We start from the raw sequence: 2,639 nt of genomic DNA, 5'->3' as shown, positions 1-2,639 counted from the left end.
TCGAGACCTCGACCGGGCGGACCGTGCCCGTGTCCCGGCGCTCGTACAGCGCGGTGAGGATGCCCGTGAACGCGTACATCCCCGCCGCCGCGTCGTACTTGGTGTGCGCCGTGAGCGCGCCCTCCAGCGTCCCCCGGAAGTCGAACGGCCCCACCGTGCCCAGCTCCCCGTCCAGCTCGTACGGCAGCGGGCCGCTCTCCTGGAGCGCGAGGATCCGGCCCTTGTACGGGATGACGTGCGTGTTGCAGGCGAAGTCGTCCGGCGGTACCGGGCCCGGGTAGGGCTCGCCCAGCTTCTTCGCCACCTGCGAGGAGCGCACCCAGCGGTTGCGGTACCACTCGGCGCGTCCGTCGCGCAGCCGCACGCCATGCACCATGCCGTCGCCCAGCATCCAGTGGTGGGCGCGCGGGTCCTCGAGACCCAGCGCGTTGGGCCCCGTCCGCAGATAGCGGCCGTCGAGATCGCGCGGCACACGGCCGTGCACCCGCAGGCCGAACTCCGTCAGCTCCTTCGTCACCGGCGCGAACGCGCCCTCCAGGAACGGCAGTCCACCGCTCTTCGGCACGGAACCGGCCGGTGCCGCCGAGGCGGGCGCCGCGCCCGCGCCGAGTCCCGTGAGCAGGCCGCCCGCCGCCGTGAACGCCGCGCCCCGCAGGACGCCGCGCCGTGTCGGTCCGGTCATCGTCTCTCCCCTTCGCCCGATGGTCGGCGCCGGCCGCCCGGGAGCCGCCGACACCGAAAATGCTGCTCCTCGCGCGGGCGCCGGGCAGTCGGCCTGGACACCGGACCGGGGGTGTTCCCAGCACCACCACGGTGTGTGGCAGAGTCGGCGGCGATCGGTGCACGGACGACGGGGGACGGACAGTGGACGACGGGGCACAGGCCACCTGGGGCCTGATGATGACCTGCATGAACAGCCACACGGTGGGCGGCCTGTACCTGGCGACCCGCTCACAGGGACACGTCACGGGCACCCGGACGCAGGCCCGGGACGCCCTGTACCGGCACGTCCTCGCGTTCGCCCCGCCCCGCCCGTCCATCCCGGTCCGCCGCACGGTCTACGAGGACGGCGACGGCTACCTCGTGATCATCGAGGGCAGGATGCAGACCTACGAGTACGCGTTCAGGCTGTGCCGGGTCGTGACCGACACCGAACCCGGGGCGGCCCCGCCCGCCGCCCCGCCCGTGTACGCCCCGCCGCCACCGGCCGCCCCGCCGCTCGGCGGCTGACCCCGGATCAGCTGTCCCCGCGGACCTCGGTGAGCAGCCCGTAGAGGACCACGTTGCCGCTGTACCCGCCCCGCTTGCTGTAACTGCCGCCGCAGGTGATGACGCGGAGCTCGGGCAATCCGGTGCTGCCGTAGACCTTGCGGTCGGGGAAGGCGTTCTTGTCGACGACGTCGATGCCGTGGATCTCGAAGACGGCGGTCGTGCCGTCCGCCCGGTCGACCTCGATGTGCTCGCCCTTCTTCAGCGAGCCGAGACCGTAGAACACCGCGGGACCCTTCGCGTTGTCGACATGTCCGTCGATCACCGCCGTGCCGCGCTCACCCGGGGTGACGGCCTTCGTGTACCAGCCCGCCAGGTTCGCCTTCTCCGGCGGCGGCGCGTCGAGCCAGCCCTCGGCGTCCCGGCCCACCCCCGTCAGCGGGGCGTCCACGCCGATCTGCGGAATGCGCACCCGTACCGGCTTCGAGGCGGCCAGCGGATCGGCGGGCGGGGTCGTCGTGCCGAGCTGGGCGGCCCCCGGGTCGGGCTGCGGCGGGCCGTCGGCGCGCGAGACGCCGTGGTGCACGAGCAGCACACCGATCAGGAACACGACGGCGAGGAAGGACCAGGACGGTCTGCGGGGCCTGGCCTCGGCCGAGGACACGGTCTGCCCCCGGCCGTCAGGCGGCGTCGGCGCGGCGCTTGCGCAGCCGCACGTACCCGGCACCGAGCGCTCCGGCGATCAGCACGCCGCCGCCCACCAGGAGCGTCGGATCGGTGCCGCCGACGCTGCCGCCGACCCCGGCCCGCACACCGCGGTCCACGGGCGCCGAGGTGTGACCGGAGCCGCCCGCGATCGTCAGCGGCGTCGTGCCCTTCTCGCCCTTGCACGTGAAGGTCACGTCGTACTGGGCGCCCGGCTTGGCGTCGGGGTAGACCTGCGCGGTCGCGGAGTGGCCCTCGTTCAGCGTCGTCCGGTCGAACACGGGGGAGTCCACGGTGACCGAGGGCTCCTCGCAGCCGGTGGCACTGAGCGTGACGGTGCCCCCCGCGGCCACGGTGCTCGGGGTGACGGTGAACCCGAAGGACGTCACGTCGGGGCGGGTGCCGCCGTCGTCACCGGCGAACGCGGCACCGGCTGCAGGACCGACCGCGACGAGCGAAGCGAGCGCCACCGACGACAGCACGGATATGGAACGCATGCGGATCCTCCAGAGATGGGGGCGATGCTCGCGACGCTAGGGAGCGGCGCACCGCCCCACCATTCGGCGTGGGCCGATGGAGTGGCGGCCCGACCGTCACCGGCCGTGACCGTCAGCCGTCGGTGCGGGTCCGCCGCAGCCTTCGGCGCAGGAGCAGCGGGACCGCGGCGAGCGCGAGGAGCGCCGCCGCCGTGCCCAGGTGCCGGCCGAGCCCGGACGCCGGCCGGG

General features: G+C 74.1%; 4 protein-coding genes. 1 reads left to right on the top strand and 3 read right to left on the bottom strand.

Annotated elements, in window-relative coordinates:
* The coding region (locus GTW43_RS32480; protein WP_161305555.1) for a carotenoid oxygenase family protein at positions 1-682 on the bottom strand (682 nt) is incomplete at its 3' end.
* 227 nt (positions 683-909) lie between these two features.
* Between GTW43_RS32480 and GTW43_RS32475 the strand changes: the two genes are divergently transcribed.
* The gene (locus tag GTW43_RS32475) at positions 910-1,230 is read left to right on the top strand and encodes a hypothetical protein (protein ID WP_161305554.1); all 321 of its coding nucleotides are present in this window, start codon (positions 910-912) and stop codon (positions 1,228-1,230) included.
* Between the two features lie 7 nt (positions 1,231-1,237).
* Here GTW43_RS32475 and GTW43_RS32470 read toward each other — a convergent pair whose 3' ends face one another.
* Together GTW43_RS32470 and GTW43_RS32465 are read right to left on the bottom strand one after the other, a co-directional pair.
* Positions 1,238-1,873 carry a class F sortase gene (locus tag GTW43_RS32470; protein WP_161305553.1) on the bottom strand — a complete coding sequence of 212 codons (636 nt, stop codon included), beginning with the start codon at positions 1,871-1,873 and terminating at the stop codon, positions 1,238-1,240.
* Positions 1,874-1,889: 16 nt separating this feature from the next.
* Positions 1,890-2,411: a hypothetical protein gene (locus GTW43_RS32465; RefSeq protein ID WP_161305552.1), complete on the bottom strand. Its 522-nt coding sequence runs from the start codon at positions 2,409-2,411 to the stop codon at positions 1,890-1,892.
* Positions 2,412-2,639 lie beyond the last annotated feature (228 nt).

The sequence above is a fragment of the Streptomyces sp. SID5785 genome, assembly GCF_009870065.1.
In the GTDB taxonomy this organism is placed as follows: domain Bacteria; phylum Actinomycetota; class Actinomycetes; order Streptomycetales; family Streptomycetaceae; genus Streptomyces.
The sequence above is the reverse complement of the archived record's forward strand: the minus strand, read 5'-3'. Positions and strand labels throughout refer to the sequence as shown.

Bases quoted from the DNA above. Each gene is read 5' to 3' on its own strand.
- GTW43_RS32475 (WP_161305554.1), top strand. From the start codon at position 910: ATGAACAGCCACACGGTGGGCGGCCTGTACCTGGCGACCCGCTCACAG.
- GTW43_RS32465 (WP_161305552.1), bottom strand. From the start codon at position 2,411: ATGCGTTCCATATCCGTGCTGTCGTCGGTGGCGCTCGCTTCGCTCGTC.